This is a genomic window from Streptomyces sp. NPDC092296, assembly GCF_044755465.1.
Classification (GTDB): Bacteria; Actinomycetota; Actinomycetes; order Streptomycetales; family Streptomycetaceae; genus Peterkaempfera.
The window spans coordinates 182,274-198,214 of the sequence record NZ_JBIVRB010000006.1 but is presented as its reverse complement, the minus strand read 5'-3'; the positions used below and the strand labels follow the sequence as shown (position 1 = coordinate 198,214).

Annotated in this window: 31 protein-coding genes; 30 read left to right on the top strand and 1 reads right to left on the bottom strand. The window is 71.7% G+C overall.

Annotated features, from left to right (window positions below; all coding sequences use genetic code 11):
- The first annotated feature begins 154 nt into the window (after window positions 1–154).
- The 25 genes from ACIQGZ_RS17560 (at window position 155) to ACIQGZ_RS17440 (ending at window position 12,705) form a co-directional block, all read left to right on the top strand.
- Entirely contained in the window at window positions 155–388 is a 234-nt protein-coding gene (locus tag ACIQGZ_RS17560; RefSeq protein WP_402602734.1) for a hypothetical protein, read from the top strand.
- Window positions 385–603, top strand: coding sequence for a hypothetical protein (locus tag ACIQGZ_RS17555; protein ID WP_402602733.1), 219 nt, complete (start codon window positions 385–387; stop codon window positions 601–603). Before ACIQGZ_RS17560 ends, ACIQGZ_RS17555 begins: the two co-directional genes overlap by 4 nt.
- Window positions 600–968, top strand: a complete 369-nt coding sequence (locus tag ACIQGZ_RS17550) for a hypothetical protein (protein WP_402602731.1) — start codon at window positions 600–602, stop codon at window positions 966–968. Before ACIQGZ_RS17555 ends, ACIQGZ_RS17550 begins: the two co-directional genes overlap by 4 nt.
- 85 nt (window positions 969–1,053) lie before the next feature.
- Complete coding sequence (locus ACIQGZ_RS17545; protein WP_402602730.1) at window positions 1,054–1,410, top strand: hypothetical protein; 357 nt, start codon at window positions 1,054–1,056, stop codon at window positions 1,408–1,410.
- Complete coding sequence (locus tag ACIQGZ_RS17540) at window positions 1,407–1,760, top strand: hypothetical protein (RefSeq protein ID WP_402602729.1); 354 nt, start codon at window positions 1,407–1,409, stop codon at window positions 1,758–1,760. The genes ACIQGZ_RS17545 and ACIQGZ_RS17540 overlap by 4 nt, the downstream gene beginning before the upstream one ends.
- Window positions 1,760–1,978: a hypothetical protein gene (locus tag ACIQGZ_RS17535; RefSeq protein WP_402602728.1), complete on the top strand. Its 219-nt coding sequence runs from the start codon at window positions 1,760–1,762 to the stop codon at window positions 1,976–1,978. Before ACIQGZ_RS17540 ends, ACIQGZ_RS17535 begins: the two co-directional genes overlap by 1 nt.
- 8 nt (window positions 1,979–1,986) lie before the next feature.
- The gene (locus ACIQGZ_RS17530; RefSeq protein ID WP_402602727.1) at window positions 1,987–2,907 is read left to right on the top strand and encodes a hypothetical protein; all 921 of its coding nucleotides are present in this window, start codon (window positions 1,987–1,989) and stop codon (window positions 2,905–2,907) included.
- Window positions 2,904–3,800 carry a PD-(D/E)XK nuclease-like domain-containing protein gene (locus ACIQGZ_RS17525; RefSeq protein ID WP_402602726.1) on the top strand — a complete coding sequence of 299 codons (897 nt, stop codon included), beginning with the start codon at window positions 2,904–2,906 and terminating at the stop codon, window positions 3,798–3,800. Before ACIQGZ_RS17530 ends, ACIQGZ_RS17525 begins: the two co-directional genes overlap by 4 nt.
- Entirely contained in the window at window positions 3,797–4,699 is a 903-nt protein-coding gene (locus tag ACIQGZ_RS17520; protein WP_402602725.1) for a hypothetical protein, read from the top strand. Before ACIQGZ_RS17525 ends, ACIQGZ_RS17520 begins: the two co-directional genes overlap by 4 nt.
- Entirely contained in the window at window positions 4,696–5,301 is a 606-nt protein-coding gene (locus ACIQGZ_RS17515; protein WP_402602724.1) for a phiSA1p31-related protein, read from the top strand. Before ACIQGZ_RS17520 ends, ACIQGZ_RS17515 begins: the two co-directional genes overlap by 4 nt.
- Before the next feature lie 67 nt (window positions 5,302–5,368).
- Window positions 5,369–5,686: a hypothetical protein gene (locus ACIQGZ_RS17510; protein ID WP_402602723.1), complete on the top strand. Its 318-nt coding sequence runs from the start codon at window positions 5,369–5,371 to the stop codon at window positions 5,684–5,686.
- Window positions 5,683–5,955 (top strand): response regulator transcription factor, encoded by a 273-nt coding sequence (locus ACIQGZ_RS17505; protein WP_402602722.1) that lies wholly within the window; start codon window positions 5,683–5,685, stop codon window positions 5,953–5,955. The genes ACIQGZ_RS17510 and ACIQGZ_RS17505 overlap by 4 nt, the downstream gene beginning before the upstream one ends.
- A complete protein-coding gene (locus ACIQGZ_RS17500; RefSeq protein ID WP_402602721.1) occupies window positions 5,945–6,427 on the top strand; it encodes a hypothetical protein in 483 nt (160 codons plus the stop codon). Before ACIQGZ_RS17505 ends, ACIQGZ_RS17500 begins: the two co-directional genes overlap by 11 nt.
- A 167-nt stretch (window positions 6,428–6,594) precedes the next feature.
- On the top strand, window positions 6,595–6,975 hold the full coding sequence (locus ACIQGZ_RS17495) for a hypothetical protein (RefSeq protein WP_402602720.1): 381 nt from the start codon (window positions 6,595–6,597) through the stop codon (window positions 6,973–6,975).
- Window positions 6,972–7,325 carry a hypothetical protein gene (locus tag ACIQGZ_RS17490; protein ID WP_402602718.1) on the top strand — a complete coding sequence of 118 codons (354 nt, stop codon included), beginning with the start codon at window positions 6,972–6,974 and terminating at the stop codon, window positions 7,323–7,325. Before ACIQGZ_RS17495 ends, ACIQGZ_RS17490 begins: the two co-directional genes overlap by 4 nt.
- Window positions 7,326–7,331: 6 nt before the next feature.
- The gene (locus tag ACIQGZ_RS17485; protein ID WP_402602717.1) at window positions 7,332–7,505 is read left to right on the top strand and encodes a hypothetical protein; all 174 of its coding nucleotides are present in this window, start codon (window positions 7,332–7,334) and stop codon (window positions 7,503–7,505) included.
- Window positions 7,502–8,104, top strand: coding sequence for a hypothetical protein (locus ACIQGZ_RS17480; RefSeq protein WP_402602715.1), 603 nt, complete (start codon window positions 7,502–7,504; stop codon window positions 8,102–8,104). The genes ACIQGZ_RS17485 and ACIQGZ_RS17480 overlap by 4 nt, the downstream gene beginning before the upstream one ends.
- The gene (locus ACIQGZ_RS17475; protein WP_402602713.1) at window positions 8,101–8,274 is read left to right on the top strand and encodes a hypothetical protein; all 174 of its coding nucleotides are present in this window, start codon (window positions 8,101–8,103) and stop codon (window positions 8,272–8,274) included. The genes ACIQGZ_RS17480 and ACIQGZ_RS17475 overlap by 4 nt, the downstream gene beginning before the upstream one ends.
- The gene (locus ACIQGZ_RS17470; RefSeq protein ID WP_402602711.1) at window positions 8,271–8,726 is read left to right on the top strand and encodes a hypothetical protein; all 456 of its coding nucleotides are present in this window, start codon (window positions 8,271–8,273) and stop codon (window positions 8,724–8,726) included. Before ACIQGZ_RS17475 ends, ACIQGZ_RS17470 begins: the two co-directional genes overlap by 4 nt.
- Complete coding sequence (locus tag ACIQGZ_RS17465) at window positions 8,723–9,022, top strand: hypothetical protein (protein WP_402602710.1); 300 nt, start codon at window positions 8,723–8,725, stop codon at window positions 9,020–9,022. Before ACIQGZ_RS17470 ends, ACIQGZ_RS17465 begins: the two co-directional genes overlap by 4 nt.
- 75 nt (window positions 9,023–9,097) lie before the next feature.
- On the top strand, window positions 9,098–9,736 hold the full coding sequence (locus tag ACIQGZ_RS17460; RefSeq protein ID WP_402602708.1) for an HNH endonuclease: 639 nt from the start codon (window positions 9,098–9,100) through the stop codon (window positions 9,734–9,736).
- Window positions 9,736–10,665 (top strand): hypothetical protein, encoded by a 930-nt coding sequence (locus ACIQGZ_RS17455; RefSeq protein ID WP_402602707.1) that lies wholly within the window; start codon window positions 9,736–9,738, stop codon window positions 10,663–10,665. Before ACIQGZ_RS17460 ends, ACIQGZ_RS17455 begins: the two co-directional genes overlap by 1 nt.
- Entirely contained in the window at window positions 10,662–11,435 is a 774-nt protein-coding gene (locus ACIQGZ_RS17450) for a hypothetical protein (RefSeq protein WP_402602706.1), read from the top strand. The genes ACIQGZ_RS17455 and ACIQGZ_RS17450 overlap by 4 nt, the downstream gene beginning before the upstream one ends.
- A 377-nt stretch (window positions 11,436–11,812) precedes the next feature.
- Window positions 11,813–11,983, top strand: a complete 171-nt coding sequence (locus ACIQGZ_RS17445) for a hypothetical protein (protein ID WP_402602705.1) — start codon at window positions 11,813–11,815, stop codon at window positions 11,981–11,983.
- A gap of 224 nt (window positions 11,984–12,207) precedes the next feature.
- Complete coding sequence (locus tag ACIQGZ_RS17440) at window positions 12,208–12,705, top strand: hypothetical protein (protein WP_402602704.1); 498 nt, start codon at window positions 12,208–12,210, stop codon at window positions 12,703–12,705.
- Between the two features lie 62 nt (window positions 12,706–12,767).
- On the opposite strand, the gene ACIQGZ_RS17435 is transcribed toward ACIQGZ_RS17440, so the two are convergent.
- Window positions 12,768–13,007, bottom strand: coding sequence for a hypothetical protein (locus tag ACIQGZ_RS17435; protein WP_402602702.1), 240 nt, complete (start codon window positions 13,005–13,007; stop codon window positions 12,768–12,770).
- A 139-nt stretch (window positions 13,008–13,146) separates the two neighbouring features.
- Between ACIQGZ_RS17435 and ACIQGZ_RS17430 the strand changes: the two genes are divergently transcribed.
- From ACIQGZ_RS17430 to ACIQGZ_RS17410, 5 genes are all read left to right on the top strand, one after another.
- Complete coding sequence (locus tag ACIQGZ_RS17430) at window positions 13,147–13,485, top strand: hypothetical protein (protein WP_402602701.1); 339 nt, start codon at window positions 13,147–13,149, stop codon at window positions 13,483–13,485.
- 47 nt (window positions 13,486–13,532) lie between these two features.
- On the top strand, window positions 13,533–14,330 hold the full coding sequence (locus tag ACIQGZ_RS17425) for a phosphoadenosine phosphosulfate reductase family protein (RefSeq protein WP_402602699.1): 798 nt from the start codon (window positions 13,533–13,535) through the stop codon (window positions 14,328–14,330).
- 56 nt (window positions 14,331–14,386) lie between these two features.
- On the top strand, window positions 14,387–14,623 hold the full coding sequence (locus ACIQGZ_RS17420; protein ID WP_402602697.1) for a hypothetical protein: 237 nt from the start codon (window positions 14,387–14,389) through the stop codon (window positions 14,621–14,623).
- A gap of 70 nt (window positions 14,624–14,693) precedes the next feature.
- Window positions 14,694–15,320, top strand: coding sequence for a hypothetical protein (locus ACIQGZ_RS17415; RefSeq protein ID WP_402602696.1), 627 nt, complete (start codon window positions 14,694–14,696; stop codon window positions 15,318–15,320).
- Window positions 15,321–15,383: 63 nt separating this feature from the next.
- Complete coding sequence (locus ACIQGZ_RS17410; protein WP_402602695.1) at window positions 15,384–15,914, top strand: hypothetical protein; 531 nt, start codon at window positions 15,384–15,386, stop codon at window positions 15,912–15,914.
- The last annotated feature ends 27 nt before the right edge of the window (window positions 15,915–15,941 follow it).

The window sequence follows — 15,941 nt, the reverse complement described above, 5'->3', positions numbered from 1 at the left end:
TATTGAACATGCCCAGGTCAAGCGGCAATCGAACGCATGTCTAGTGCTGGATTTTCATCAAATTGAGGCATCCCCTCTAGCTTCCATCCATGGATGGTTGCTGCTAGATTCATCCATGAACGCACCCCATCCATCCATGGAAGGAGGAAAGCTCGTGGTCATCCACATCAAGCGCGACGCCTACCTGAAGCTCGCCGACGCCGCCGGACACCAGACGATCGAAGACCGGGCGCGCGCAGCAGGCATCGGCTTCGGCACCGCGTGGCGCATTTCCACCGGTGCCACCGAGTCCGTGAGTGCCAGCACCATCGCCAACCTGCTCGGCACCTACCCCGCCACGTTCTACGAACTCTTCGAGATCCAGCCCGTCGTCAGGGCGGCAGCATGACCACCCGCGACCAGGCCATCGCGAACGCCGCGCGAGCGCTCATCCGAGCCGTTACCGCGCAAGCCGCCATGGACCCCCGAACTGCCGCAGAGGGAGCCTGGTACCCGGGCCATCCTCTGACGGTAGAGGAGATCGAAGCCAGGATCACCGCTCGCCGGCAGCGCGCCGCGCGCCTGCGCACCACGTCGGCCGCCAGCCAGAAGGCGGCAGCGTGATGGAACCCGCCGCCAACGCTGTCTCATCCGCCCGCTTCCTGTACGTCATCGGCTTCGCGGACGGCGTGGTCAAGGTCGGCCAGACCCAGAACATGCCCCAGCGCTTCAGGGCGCACCAGTGCTACGGGCGGCGGAACGGCGCCACCATCGAGCGATTCGAGATCGGGCTCCGCCACGGGTCGGCCCGGCCGGACGAGAAGCGCCTGATCGCCTTCTGCGCTGAGCGCTGGCCTGTGGTGCCCGGCCACAGCGAGTTCTTCGTCGGCGCCGACTTTGACGAGGTCGCCGACTACTTCTGGGCGCTCGAATGGCGAGCCCGTGACGTCGGCTACCTCACCAGCGAGATCGAGTGCCAGGCCGCCTAGCCCTATGCGGGCAGGGCCGCCACCGGATGCGACCCCAGGTGACGGCCCTCGGCCCACCCCAACCCCAAAGATGAGAGGTGGAGACGTGTCCCCCAACAGTAATGGCAGGACCCCGGTTCCTTTGAATCCGGGCCCCGACGAGTCCCGTCGGCAGCTGGCCGCCGCGCTGGCGCTGGCCGAGTACATCGTGAGCGAGGCGCCGGTGCTGCCCGCCTCGGTGACGCTGCATCAACCGTTCGGCCTGCCGGGCGAGATCGATGTCGATGTGATGGCGGCGACTGTCGATGACGTCACGACGTTGCAGCGCTTCCTGGGCGGAGAGCTGACCGTGACTCCCCACGCGGACGGTCGCCTGTTCACGGAGGCGCGCGGGTGTGCGATGGGTGCGGCCTTCCGTGTGTGGCGCCTCGGGCCCGCGACCCCGAAGGCGGTGGCGGCGTGACGGGCCACTACAGCGGGCCGGTGTTCCGCACGGACGCGGAGTGGATGCACGTGGTCCTCAGTGACCAGCACGTCCGCGAGGAGACGCTGCGGGGTCTGGCCCGGTCGTGGGTGGAGGACCCGGCGGTGGTGGCCGAGCAGTTGGGGCTGCTGGCTGAGGCTGACGGGCACGCCGATCAGTTCAGCAGCGCGTGCCTGGATGCGGAGGTCGACCTTCAGCTCGGCGACGCCACGGTGGAACTGCGACTGTGTGACGCGGAGGCGCTGCTGCGGCAGCTGTCTGAGGCGGTGGCGCGGGTTCGTCGGGATGCGGCGCCGGTCGCGGACCTGTCGGGCCGGAGGGCGTCGTGATGGGCGCCGAGGCGTATCCGATCTCGCACGCCGGCTGCCCGGCCAAGCTGCGGGGCCGGGCGGCCGCGATGGGAGCCGAGATCACCGTCTCCGAGCAGCCGCCGATCGTCGCTGGGCCGTACACCACCGACCCGTTCGTCTGCCCGCACGGCGTGACGTACTGGGTCGAGCCGACGGGCGAGCAGATCGCCCAGTGGGTCCGGGACGGTGTCCGATGAGCGCCGATATGACTGCGGAGCAGCGGAGCGCGGAGCGGTTCGCCCGCGAGACGGCCGACCACGAGATGACGGTCCTCCACGACGACGGCCTGTACCGGCACCTGGTGTTCGCGGACCCCGACGGCGGCTTCTTCCGCTTCGACCTGATCACCTGGCCGCACAACCTGTTCATCCGTGGCGATGGCTTCAGCTTCGGCTTCTCCGTCTACCCGACTGACGACATGTTCGGCCTCTTCCGGGGGTCGAGCCATGGCGGCATCAACCCGGGCTACTGGCAGGAGAAGGTCACCGCCGGAAAGGTCTGGGACTGGTCGGAGGAGAAGTTTCGCACCTGGCTGGTGGTCGAGGTGGCTTCCGCCGAATCCCGCCACCCGGGACTCGTCGAGGCAGTTGGCGAGCAGATCCTCCACAGCGACGAGCACAGCACCGAGTACGCGGAGACCGCCCGGCACGCCGTCGCCTCGTTCAGCCACCGCGACTACCGGCTGCGCCTCCCCGACGAGTGGGAGCTGTCCTTCGACGACTACTCGTGGGAGTTCCTGTTCGCCTGCCACGCGATCGTCTGGGGCATCGCGCGGTACGACGCCCAGTGCACCGCTGGGGCGGTCGAGGTCGTGGAGTGCCGCCCGGAGGGATCGTTCTTCGAGCCCGACATGGCGGAGGACGGCCCTGACGGTGACGCGATCGTCGCGTGCACGGCGGACGACGGGCGGCCCGTCGCCGTCCGGCTCAACCCCGCCGACCGGGCCCGCCTCGGCAGCCAGTGCGCCCCGAACGGCCTCCTCGCCGCCGCGCTGATCGACGCCTCCCGGCCCTCCGGCGAGTGCGGACACCGCAACGCCGAATGGTCGTGCGTCCTCAGCCCTGGCCACGGCGGCGGGCGGCACTCCGACATCCACGGCAACTGGTGGACCGGAGGAGCCGCATGACCACCACGGCGCCCCCACTGCCCGCCACCCTGAGCGAAACCGGGAAGGCCACCAGCCCCGGCGTGTACGACGGCATGCCGGCCGAGATCTACCACGCCGACCCCGTGCCGGGCGGGTCACTGTCCTCGACCGGCGCCCGCAGGCTCCTGCCGCCGTCGTGCCCCGCGCTGCTCAAGTGGGACCTGGACCACCCGCAGGCGCCGAGAAAAGAGTTCGACCTCGGGACCGCCGCGCACCGGCTGGTCCTCGGAGACGGCCCGGAGTTGGTCCGCATCGACGCCGACGAGTGGCGGAGCAACGCCGTGAAGGCCGAGGTCGCCGCCGCCCGCGCAGCCGGTGCAGTCCCCCTGAAACCCGCCGAGTACGAGCAGGTCCACGCGATGGCCGCAGCCATCCGGCGGCACCCGCTCGCAGCAGCCCTGTTCGCCGAGGGCTCCGGCAAGCCGGAGCAGTCCCTGTTCTGGCGGGACGAGCGCACCGGGGTGAACTGCCGGGCCCGCCTGGACTGGCTCGGCGAGCCGACCGGCGGCCGGCTGATCCTGCCGGACTTCAAATCGGCCCGCAGCGCCAGCAGGAAGGCGTTCGAGCGGTCGGTCCTCGACTACCGCTACGACCAGCAGGCCGACTGGTACTCCAAGGGCGTCCGCGCCCTTGGCCTGGCCGAGGACGTCGCGTTCGTCTTCGTCGTCCAGGAGAAGACCCCGCCGTATCTGATCAACGTCATCGAACTCTCCTCCATGTGGCTGCTGATGGCCGAGGACCGCAACCGGCGCGCCTTGGAGACGTACCAGCGCTGCACCGAGACCGGCGTGTGGCCCGGCTACAGCGACGACGTGGAGATGGTCACCCCGCCGTCGTGGCTGGAGACCGAGCACGAACGGGAGTACCGGTGACCGCCCCCGCCACCCCTCAGATGAAGGACCGCACCATGACTGAACTTGCCGTACCCGAGCAGCACCTCCCGGCCACCGCGCCCGCGCCGTCGCCGTTCGCCGTGCAGTCGTCGATCGCCCAGTGGGCGAACGAGGCTGACCTCGCGTTCCAGCTCGCTAACCGCCTCGCCCCGACGTCGTTCATCCCGTCCACGATGCGCGGCAAGGTCGGCGACATCACCGCCTGCCTCCTCGCCGGCAACGAGCTCGGCCTGCCCCCCATGGCCGCCCTGAAGTCTATGGACGTCATCCACGGCACCCCTGGGCTGCGGGCGCACGCCATGCGCGGACTCGTGCAGTCGAAGGGCCACGAGGTCGAACTGGTGGAGTCGACCGACACGGTGTGCCGGATGCGCGGGCGGCGCAAGGGCGCGGAGAGCTGGCAGACCGTCGTGTGGACGATCGGGCGAGCGCAGCTGGCCGGGTTCCCGGCTAAGAACCCGAACTACAAGACGCAGCCGGCGAACATGCTGGTCGCCCGCGCCACGGGTGAGATCTGCCGTCTGATCGCGTCGGACGCACTGCACGGTGTGCCGTACACGACGGAGGAGCTGCGGGACTCGGAGTCGAGGGTGACGGCCGTTCAGGCGGGTGCGCCGGTGACGGCGGCGGAGATCCTGGGCCGGAAGGCTGCGCCTGCGCCGATGCCGCAGGACGCCCCGGCGGTTCAGGTCGCGCCGGGCGCGGAGCCGGCGGACATCTGGGATCGGCTGTCGGAGGCCCGGCGGGTTCGCGGGTGGGGTGAGGAGCAGGCCGAGGCCGAGTTCGAGGCGTGGTCGGGTGGCGACCATCTCGGTGCCGCTGAGGAGCAGCAGGTCGCCGCGTTCATCGACTACATGGTCGAGGGGGAGGCGGCGTGAGCCGGGATCGACTGCACGTCAACCACTTCGCCGAGGCCGAGCGGTGCCTGTCGCAGGCGTCGCGCCGGCGTAGCGACCTGCCGGACGCGCCCTTCGTGAACCCGGAGTCGGCGGCGGTGCTCGCCTCGATGGCGCTGGCTCACGCGGCGCTGGCGCACCTGCCGGAGCAGGCGGTCGCAGCACAGGAGCAGGTCAAGGAGCTTCGGGCCGAGCGTGACGCCCTGCACTCGGTGATCGTCGGGCATGTCTTCGAGGCTCTGACCAGTGCATCGCGTGAGACCCGCAAGTTCGCCAAGGGCATCGCCACCGAGCTGGACCGGGCCGGGGTGAACATCGACGACGCGATCTTCGACCGGAGCGAGCGGACCGGATACGGCCCGCACCACTACACGGTCGACGGCGTGCTCTACGAGCTGCGGACCTACGTGGACGACGAGGGCGCGATCTGGGAGCCGACCGGCCACTGGACGCCGAAGGACGAGCCGCTGATGGGCGTCCGCGACGGTGACCCCTGGCAGCGCCTGGTGCCGTTCACGGAGCTGGTGCGGACGCGCGGCCCGCTGAAGAAGCCGGTCGCGTACAGCGAAGAGCCGCCGTTCTGACGCGGCTGGGGGCGGCCCGCCGGAATCGGGCCGCCCCTCCCCTTCAGCACACCACACGTCCAAGGAGATGACCAACGTGCACAACGAATCCCACGCACGCCTCGCGGCCATGACGCCACGCGATCACGACCCAGAGCAGCTCGTCGACGAGGGCCTGTCGCTGGCTGATGCCTCCTTGGAGACGATGCGCCGCGTGGTCGTGGACCACATCCACACGGGTCTGCACCACCCGGATGCAGCGGTGCAGAGGCAGGCGCGGGCGTTGGCGACGGAGATGGACGCCTCCGGGCTGAACGTCGACCGGCTGGTCGACGCGATGGACGAGCCCCGGGCAACGGACGCCGACGCAGTGAAGGCTGACATCCGGGCGGAGGGCGTCCGATGACGGGCCGTCCGGGGGCCCACGAGATCGCTCTGGCGCCGCGTGAGGCGCAGGTCATCGCCCGGTACGCGAGGGGCGAGTCGCAGACCCAGGCCGCCGCCGGGATGGGCGTCTCCGTCCACACGGTGCGGGAGTACACGCGGTCCGCGTATGAGCGGCTCGGCGCCGACAGCGCGGCGCACGCCGTCGCCCTGGCGATCGGCCTGGGGCTGCTCCCGGCTGACGTCGCCACCAACCACACCATCAGTGAAGGGGATTCCCGTGTTCGGTAGCAGGAGAAAGGTCACGGCGCTGAAGTTGGCGCTCGACCGGATGCGGGAGGAGCGCGACGACGCTCTCGGGGAGCGGGACGCGGCGCTCCGGGTGTCGCGCTCGGCGGACGCCTGGTCGCAGGAGGCCGTCGCCATGGCCGAGCGTCACGCCCGCTCGCTGCGGTTCGTCGCGAAGCTCCTGGCGGAGGTCGGCCGGCTGCGGAGGCAGCAGGTGTCGCTCCAGGAGATGCAGCGGCGGGACGTGGCGCTGATCGCGGAGCTGCGCGAGGACCTGGTGGAGGCGCGGCGGCCGGTCGCGGGGGTGGTGTCGCCGGAGGTGCTGCGGCTGCGCCGGGACCTGCGGGAGTCGCGTGAGCGCGGCGTGGCGTTGCAGGACCGGCTGAGTGAGACGCAGCGGCAGAACGACCTGCTGTGCCGTGCTGCGGTGGACCGGTCGGGCATCCTCGCCCCGGCGCCGGAGGTGGCCCGGTGAGCGCAACGACGATGCTGCCTTCGGTGATGGGCGCTGACTTGCCTCGCCTGGTGCACGCCCACGGCCCCGAGCACAACCCGGTACTGACGGAGCCGCAGCACTTCCGGCCGATCACTGCCGGGCCCAGCTTCGTGAAGCCCGTCGGAGTCGGCCTGTGGACCTCGCCGGTGACAGAGAGTAGCCCCGGCGGCGAGCCGGTTCGGACCGCCTGGACGGACTGGTGTCGGGACGAGGCATGCTTCGACGCCGACACGTACGTGCGGTTCGTGGAGATCGTCCCGGCCCCGGACGCCCGAGTGCTGCGGATCGACACCCTGGCGGATCTTCGTACTGTCGTCGCGGCTTTCCCCGCCGATCCGTTCTACCCGGGTCAGCGGCAGGAGTACCCGGACTGGCATGCCATGGCCGCAGCCGGGTGGGACGCGGTGTGGCTCACCGACGACGGGCAGCGGGCTACGCCGTACGGCGAGCCGAATCTCTACGGCTGGGACTGCGAGTCGGTCCTGTGGCTGCACCCGGCGTACTCCTGCAAGGAGGTGGCCCGGTGAGTCTCATCGACATGTGGCGGGGCAGCGGGCGGCGGCGCTTCGACCAGACGGCGGCCCGCGCGGACCTCGCCCGGCGTGACGCCCGCATCGCGGACCTGGAGCACCGCCTCCGCCAGGCCGACCGGCTGCTCCAGCACGTCGGCGCCGAGAAGCAGGCGGCGCTCTACGCGAACGCCGTGCTGCGGCAGCAGCTGGAACGCGCCGAGAAGGCCGCCCGCCAGGCCGATGCGGACGGGGAGGCGACGGCAGGAGATCCCCCGCCCGCCCATCCGCCTCGTACGGCCCCTCTGGGATCGGCCCGGCCACGGCCCCGCGACCGTCCCCATGCCCACCGGGCCGTTCGGCGGTGAGGCCGCGTGACCACCGAGCACGAGCTGATGCTCCGCGAGGCATGGACGCTCATCCCCTGGGCCGCCGACCTCGCCGCAGCCGCCCAAGCCGCCGCCCTCCTCGCCGGCACGGGGGCCGTATCCCTCGCCGCCGTCGCTGTTGCCTGCCTCACCGCCCGCACCCTCCGGAGCACACGATGACCACCCTCCTCAACCCCGTCCCGGCTACGGCCGGGGCGGGCCCCACCCTCGCCGGCCCGACCGTGATCGGCATCGACACGTCGATCACCGGCACCGGCATCGCCTCCTCCGCAGGCTGGACCGAGGCCGTCGGGTACACCAGCAAGAAGAACCCGCTCACCAAGCTTCCCCATCTGCGCCGATTCGACGTCATGCGCAGCCTTCTCGGCGACATCATCCTCGCGGTCGGCCAACCTGATCTCGCCGTGGTCGAGATGCCTGCGCCCTCTCGCTCAGGTGGCGGCGCGCACGAGCGGGCATGGCTCTGGTGGGAGGTGTACCGGAACCTCGTCAACGCAGAAATCCCCGTGGGCCTCATGACGCCGAACCAGCGGATGCTGTACGCCACCGGGTACGGCCACGCCGACAAGAAGCAGGTCGTGGACGCAGTCGCGCGCCGCTGGACTTCCTGGGAGACCGGCGGGGACGACAACCGCGCGGACGCCGTGGTGCTCATGGCAGCGGGCCGTGACTGGCTGGGCTGCCCGGTCGCTGCGGTACCCAAGGCCCACCGGGTCGCAGTGGAGCGCGCAACGTGGCCCGAGGTGGTGGCCAGGTGATCACCCCCCCGAACACCCCAGTCGGCCGGGAAGTCGGCGCGCTCACCGGCAACACCCCGGACGAACTCGCCGCAGCCGCACGGTACGTCCACGGCCGCGCCACCAGCCCCGCCGACGAGCAGCAGCTCCTCGACACCCTCGGCCTCCACCCGGCGGAGGCGGCCCAGTGACCCCCGCCCAGCGAGGCGACCTCGCCGAGAAGCTCCTGCCCATCGCCGCGCACCTCGCCTGCCTCACCCACGGCAACGGCGACCAACGCGACATCCACCAGACCATCGCCCGCCTCACCCGCGACGAGCGAGACGCCCTCATCGTCATCCTCGCCGCCCTCGTAGACCCCGACCAGAGCATCGCCGACGCCCTCGGCTACGTCACCTGGGACGAGCACGGCCGGACCGCCCCCGCCATCGGCTGGCGGGGCACCCTCCGGCACCTCGCCTCCAGGCGCTGGTGGCCGACCGCTGGCGGAGTAGAGGAGATCCTCGTCGCCGAGCAGAAGCACCGCGCCCGCGTCCTGCACGAGCGCCGCGGCATGACGCTCGTCGAAACCGCCCGGCGTGTCGGAGTGAACGAACGGACCGTCCTGCGGTGGAAGCAGGCGGGCTGGGGTGAGGCCGCGTGACCCGCGCCGCCGCCGCAGCCGCCAGGGTGCTGTTGCTCGCCGCCGTCGCCGGGTGCTCGCCCGTGCCGGCCACCGCCCCGGCGATGCCGGACTGCCCCACCTACCGCGAGTCCAGCGGCGTGTACGTGATCGACGGGGAGGGCGAGCGGCCCTGCATCGTCCGGCCGTCCCGCCCGCTGCCGCCGCTCACCGCCCAGGACTACGGCGTGGCGTGGCGCCACCCGACGCACGCGATGACCCGCCACCTCCACCGCAGTCGCCCCGGGCCCCACCCCGCCGACCTCACCGGCCACTGACCCACGTGCGGGGCGGCCACCGCACAGCCGCCCCGCACCCAGTCCCATCCGCACAGCCCGCGAAAGAAGACCCCCATGGCACGTGGTCACGGCCGCATCCTCACCTCGATCTGGAGCGATGACCAGTTCACCGCTCTCGACCGAAGCCAACAGTGGCTCTACCTCCTGCTGATGTCCCAGCCGAACCTCAGCCATGGCGGACTCATGCCCATCACCACCAAGCGATGGGCTGGCAAGGCGCGCGGCGTCGACCCCGGCGACATCCACTGGACCCTCGACGCCCTGGAGCGGCACGGCTTCGTCACCCTCGACCGCGGCGAAGAAGAGCTGTACATCAACGGCTACTTCCGGCACGCCGGCATCGGCGGACAGCCCCGGGTCGTGGCCGCCGCCCACGATGCCATCACCCGCTCCGCGTCCTTCGTCCTGCGCGCGGTCGCATCCATCGAGCTCAGCGAAGCCGTCGCCAAGGCCCCCGCCCCCGCCGCTCCCCGCGGCCTGCGCGCCGCCGTCCTGCAGCGCGACGGATGGCAGTGCAAGCAGTGCGGCTGGTCCCCCGGCGACCCCGTCCCGCCCGCCCCCACCGGCCGGCCGATCTACCGCGGCCTGGAGCTCGACCACATCCACCCCAAGTCCCTCGGCGGCCCGGACACCTTCGAGAACTTCCAGGTGCTCTGCACTACCTGCAACACCCGGAAGGGAGCGCGAGTCTGATGGCCCGCATCCGCACGATCAAGCCGGAGTTCTTCACCTCGCTGACGATCGCCGACCTCACCCCCGAGCAGCGGCTGACGTTCATCGGGCTGTGGACCCACGTCGACGACGAAGGCCGGTGTATCGACGACCCGCGCCTCATCAAGGCCGCGCTCTGGCCTCTCGACGACCGCGGCGCCAGGGACGTCGAGGCGGACCTCAAGGCGCTCACTGCGTCCTCACTGATCACTCGCTACACCCTCAATCGGAAGCGGTACCTGGCCGTCACCAACTGGCACGAGCACCAGCGGATCAACAGGCCGACCCCATCGACGCTGCCTGACCCGGACGACTGCGAGATTTTGCCCCCTCCGCCCCTTTCCACCAGCAGTGATGAGGACTCCGGGAGTACTCACGCACATCTCAGTGAGCCCTCACCGCTGGAAAGGAAAGGAAAGGAACAGGGAAGGGAAGGGAAGGGAAACGAGTCGGCGAACGACGACGTCCCAGCCAACTCCCTGGAACGGCCCGCCGCCCCCGCAGCGGCACGGCCGCGCGGGACGATGCCCAACCCCGTCCGCATCGACGTCGAACAGGCATGCAACCTCCTGGCCGACCTCATCGCGGCCAACGGCAGCCGCCGCCCCAGCATCAATCAGAGGTGGCGCGACGCTGCCCGGCTGATGCTCGACAAGGACGGCATCCCCCTCGAAGACGTCCTCGGAGCCATCCGATGGAGCCAGGCCGACGAGTTCTGGCGCTCCAACGTCATGTCGATACCGAAACTCCGCGACAAGTACGACACCTTGCGCCTCCAAGCCCAACGCGGACGCGCCAACGGCCACCTCGCCGCCACCGGCACCGACGGCACCCCCATGTCCACCGCCGACCGCCGCGTCGCCGACGCCGCCGCACTCGCAGCCCGCCTCGCCGCCGAGGAGACCCCGTGAACCCCTCCGAAGCCGCCACACTCCTCGGCCACATCGCCGCATTCGACCGCCGCACCGTCGGCGAAGTCGACGCCCGCGCCTGGGCCGCCGCCCTCCACGACCTCCCCCTCGACCGGGACGCCCTCGACGCCGTCGCCAGATTCTTCGGCACCCCCCCGAAAGACCCCGGCGGCCGCCGCTGGATCGAACCCCACCACGTCCGCACCATGCGGACCGCCATACGCGCCGAACGCATCGACGCCGCCAACCTCGTCCACGAACCTCACCCCGACGAGACCACCAGCGAATTCCTCACCCGCCGCCGCGCCCAGCTCGCCGCAGCCGGCGACGGACGCATCCCGCCTCGGCCCATCCGGCACGCCCTGGAAGGCGACCCCCACCCGAGGGTGCTCAAGGCGATCGAGGGCGTCATCCGCATCGTGCCACCGCTCCCGTCCGAGCAGCCGCCGCCGTACGTGCCGGAGATGGCCAGGCGCACCCTCGCCGAGTCGGTGCCCCGCTACGCCGACCGCTACCTGCGCTGGCCGGAGCTCGCCGTGGCGTGCCCCAGGCCGGAATGCCGGGCGAAGGAGCGCAACGCCTGCCGGAGGCCGTCCGGCAAGCCGCTTCGGGAGGGCACGCATCCGGCGCGGCGTGCCGCTTGGGTCACGCAAGCGGCCGGGTGCCCTGACTGCTCTGCGGACCCCGGCCGGGACTGCGCCGCTGAACTCCTTGCGAGCGGGCGCCTGTTCCACGCTGCCCGTGAGAGCGCGGCTGTCAGCGGCATGTGACCTGCCGTCTGCGCCGAGCGGCCTTGAGCGCCGTGTTTGACACTCCACTGCCAACTGACAGTGACTGCCAAAAGACATAGAACCTGCACATTTGGCCAGAAGGGCCCGCTATGACCCCGAACAACCCCCCGCAGCCCGCCATCAGCCGTCCGGGTGATCCCCCCGAGAACCGCACGTGCCCCGAGACGGCCCAGAACGGCCCCTCTCGCGCCCCCAACGCCCTCTCAGGTCTCCCAGTCCACCCCGAGGCCACGACGGGCCTTCCTGGGGCCGATTCTGCCGCTCCGCCCCCGAGCCGCCCCTCCCCGGCCACCCGAGGGCGCCGCCAGACCCTCCAGCGGGTCGTCACCGCGTGGACCGCCCGCACCGACCCGCAGGTGACGCCCCGGCAGGTCGAAGATCTCGTGGACGCGCTCGCGGCGGTCCTTCCGGGGGTGCGGCTGCGCCAGCCGGCTGGCGGGCTGACGACCAAGCCGGGCGCTGGTGCGGCGGATGCGCGGCGGCTGGCTGCCCGCCTGGACCGGGACTGGCCGGGCGGCGAGCGGTGACGGGCGACGGCCACGCTTCGCAGACACCGTGCCCGACACCTGCGAAGTCCCGGTTCGCGACAGCCGAAGGGGCCGAGTCCTCGGCCCGCCGCCGCCGTCTGGCCGTCGGGAAGCAACTGCGGCCGTACGAGTGCGCATGCGGGTGGCACCACCTCACGAGCAAGCCCTTCAGGGCTCCGGAATCCGACGAGCCGACGCCAGGTGACATCGCGGCGCTGCATGCCATGACGGACGTGCAGTTCGCGGACTTGGTCGTCCGTGACGCGTCGCACCGGGCGCCTCGTGTGCTGGCCAGGGCGCTGCGTGACGTGTCGCTGTCGCACCGGTGGATTGCCGCGATCAAGTGGGCGCAGCGGGACTTGGAGGGGGAGCTGCGGGACTGCGCGGGGAGGCGGGATTCGGATGCCGCAGAGAGGCGGGCCCGGGTGGAGGCGCTTCGGGAGGTTCTGGCGGGCCGGCGCAGGGAGGCGGCGGCGTTGATCGCGGGGCGGGGTTCGTGTGTGCCGGTGCCTGCGGCTGGGTCGGAGAGGGAGTTGCGGCGGGCGGCCGGGGAGTTGGCGGTGGATCGGCTGATCGAGGCGCATCGGGCGGAGTTCACGGTGCTGTTGGTGGAGGAGTTCGAGCGGTTGGGGGTGGCGGTTCCGGGGCGGGTGGCGCGGCATCTGGAGCGGCACGTTGCTGAGGGGGCGGCGGCGGGCATACCGGTGCGGGTGGTCACGTGAGTGGGCGCGGGCATGGCGGAGGGCCGCGCGGCTCGGCCTGGCGGCTGTCGGGGCGGGGCGGGCTACTCGGCGGGGTGCTTCGGGGTGGCGGCGCGCTCCTTGTCGATACGGTCAGCGATCTTGCGGGCCCACTCGCGGCTGTATGGCGTGTGCTTCTCGATCGTCATGAGCGGCACGCCTGCGGATCTGGCGTCGGCAACGAGTTCGTCCAGCTCGATGCGCGTCTTGGCGTGGGCAGCGCTGGCCTTGTCGAGTTTCCGCAGCCAGGCTGCGAGTTCCTTTGCGGGTGGCTTCGGCGTCATGGGCTGCATCTTCTCACGATCAACCGCCAACTGACTAGGCGGTATCCGCATGCGCAGTCTCGCCAACTTTGTTGCGATCAAGGAGGCGCCCATGCCATAGTGAAACCGCCAACAAAGTTGCACTTGCAGGGGGACCACCATGAACGCCCGCACCCGCACCGCCCGCGCCACCATCAAGGCCCGCGCCACCCAGGCCCGCGCCGCCGCCCGCATCCAGCGCCGCGGCACCGCCTCCCTCACCACCCACGCCATCGCCGCCGGCCTCACCCCCGCCGAGGCCCGCACCGTCGCGTCCTCGCTGCGCCGCAACACCGCCAAGCTCGGCCTGACCGGCACCGCCCACCGCGTGCACGCCGGCCGCCGGATGAGGACCACCCACCGCTTCACCCCCGCGCAGGTAGCCCTCGCCGCCGCCGCGTACCGGCCGCGCAAGCCGGAGTTCAAGGCGGCCAGCGCCCGCTTGGCGCTCGCCGCGTGACCGTCCCCGCCGCCCCCCGGCGAACCCACGACCACCCAGGAGTCCCTGTGCCCACCAGCCACCAGCACGTCGTGATGTGGTCCGGCGGAATCACCAGCTGGGCCACCGCGCGTCACGTCGTCGCCGAGCACGGCCCGGATGCCACCACCCTGCTGTTCGCCGACACCAACGCCGAGGACGAAGACCTCTACACGTTCAACGAGCAGGCCGCCCGGCTGCTCGGTGTGCCGCTGACCCGCGTCGCCGACCCGCAGGAGCGCGACCCCTGGCAGGTGTTCGAAGACAAGCGCTGGCTCGGCAACACCCGCATTGCCCAGTGCTCACACGTCCTCAAGCAGGAGCCCTGCCGGGCCTGGTTGCAGGTCCACACGCACCCGGCCAGCACCACCGTGTACGTCGGCATCGACTGGACCGAGACGCACCGCCTACCCGCGATCGTGAAGGGCTGGGCGCCCTGGTCGGTGCAGGCCCCGCTCACCGAGCCGCCCTACCGCGACAAGGTTCAGCTCCTCGCCGAGGCCCGCTCTGCCGGCCTGCCGACACCCCGCCTGTACCGGCTCGGCTTCGCCCATAACAACTGCGGCGGTACCTGCGTGAAGGGCGGCATGGCGCAGTGGGTCCGTGTGCTGGAGGTCTTCCCCGAGCGGTACGCCCGCGCTGAGGCCGCCGAGGAGAAGATGCGCCAGCTGCTCGGCAAGGACGTGTCGATTCTCCGCGACCGCACTGGTGGGACCACCACGCCGCTGACGCTAGCCGCACTCCGCGAGCGCATCGCGCAGCACCCTGACCGGCTCGACCTGTTCGACGAAGGCGGCTGCGGCTGCTTCACCGACGCCGCCGCCTGACCCGCCCGGCCCCACCCACTTCCCGCTCGCGCACCATGACCCTTCCGGAGCCCGCCATGACCACGCCCGCTGCCTCCCTGAACGCCGCCGCCGACGTCCTGCACGCCGCCGTATTCGACCGTGACCCCAGCGCGCTCGCCCGGCTGATGACCACGGATGTCGCCCTCGCCCTGGTCGAGGTGCTCAACGAGCGCGCCTACCTGGCCCGGGTCGGCGACCCCGCATTCAAGCCCGAGGCCGCTACCGACTACGAGGTGGCGCGGCTGGCGACTGCCGTCCTGGCCGCCCGCTGACCCGCCCGCCGGCCGCTGCCCGTCGGCGGCCGACACCCCCGCCCCGCACCATCGAGCACAGGAGACCGACATGACCGACTTCTTCGCCCCCGGCACCACCTATCTGATCGCCGACCCGTACAAGGCCCCCGAGATCCGGCCCGAGTTCCGGTGCGTCGCCGTCGCCGTCCACCCGTCGAAGGGCGACGACCGGGCGTTCGGGTTCTACCGGCGCGGCAGCACCTCCCCGTGGCGCAGCTGCGCCCTGACCGCCGACGACTGGGCGAGCGGCTGGACCGCCCTGCCGCCGGCCGACGCGCCGGCCCTGGACTACGACGACGGCCTTGGCCCCTGCTGGCCGACCTCCGAGGAACTGCGCCTCGTCGTCCGGGCCGCCGCCCGCGCCGCGCTCACCGTCTTCGCCCGGACCGTGCCCCTCGACCCCGCTGGCCGGGGCGAGTACTTCCGGGGTCTGCACGCCGCCAGCACCGGCTTCCGCGCGGCGTACACCTCCGCGCCCTGGTGGGACAAGCGCGAGCCCGCCATCCGCCAGTGGCTGACCCAGGCCGCCGCCCCGACCAGCGAGACGGAGGAGTACCGGGAGAGCTTCGCGACCTTCACGGCACAGATCGCCCGGGTCCTCGACGGCGACCCGATGGCGATCCGCCGGGTGCTGGACGACGACTTGCCGGACATGCCGCTGGAGTCCCTGCGCTGACCCCTGCTGTTGGCCGGGCGTGCCGCGCCCGGCCCCACCCACCATCCGAGGAGAGCACCTGCCGTGGCCGACGACGACCGGACGACGATTCAGAAGCTCCGCGCGCTCATCGACCACCCGCGCACTGGCGAGGCCGAACGCGCCGTCGCCCGCCGGATGCTCGACCGGGCACGCCAGAAGACCAGCCCACCCGCTCCCCGGGTGGCCGGGGTTCCCCACCTGGACCCCCGCGACCCGTGGGCGCAGATGCACGCACTTTTCGACCATCTCACTGCCGCCGCCGAGGCCCAGCGTGTCCAGCAGGAGCGCATCCGCAAGGAGCGCCGCGCAACCCCGGAGGCCCGCCGTGTCCGCTCTGAGGCGTCCCGCAGGGGCTGGGCGGCACGCAAGGCCCGCGAGGAAGCCGAGGCGGAGGCCCGCGCCGCCGAGGACGCGCGGGAGGACGAGTACTACCGGCTCGTCGGTGGCGGCCCGTGGTGCGACGGGCTCGACGTCCATCCCGTGATGGGCGAGGTCGAGTGCCGCCGTCCGCCGCACGCCGGCGGCGACTGCGACGACATGCGCGGCCACACCTGGCCCCACTACGACGACTGACCACTCACCACCCGAGGAGCACCCCCC